This window comes from Shewanella sp. AC91-MNA-CIBAN-0169, from assembly GCF_040310165.1.
Taxonomy (GTDB): Bacteria; Pseudomonadota; Gammaproteobacteria; order Enterobacterales; family Shewanellaceae; genus Shewanella.
Genome location: NZ_JBEOPM010000092.1, coordinates 1 through 281 on the forward strand (window position 1 = coordinate 1; position 281 = coordinate 281).

1 protein-coding gene is annotated in these 281 nt (G+C 51.2%); it reads right to left on the bottom strand.

Translation table 11 applies throughout. From position 1 onward, the window contains the following. On the bottom strand, positions 1 to 281 hold a 281-nt coding region (locus AAEY98_RS22250), incomplete at both ends, for a Mur ligase domain-containing protein (protein WP_351019742.1).

A 281-nucleotide genomic window follows, 5' to 3' on the forward strand; every position in this document is an offset into this window, starting at 1 on the left:
GCTTACCACCAATCACGTAGGTAGGATCGAGCTGCCCTTCTGCCATCATCGTAGTGAGCAAACTGGTCGTTGTGGTCTTGCCATGCGCGCCGGCCACGGCAATGCCATGACGATAACGCATTAATTCACCCAACATATCGGCGCGGCGTACCACTGGCAGACGCGCTTCAAGCGCTGCTTTTACTTCAGGATTGCTGCGATCAATCGCTGACGATACAACGATGACATCCGCATTGGCAATATTTTTGGAATCGTGACCTATCGATATCTCAATACCAATC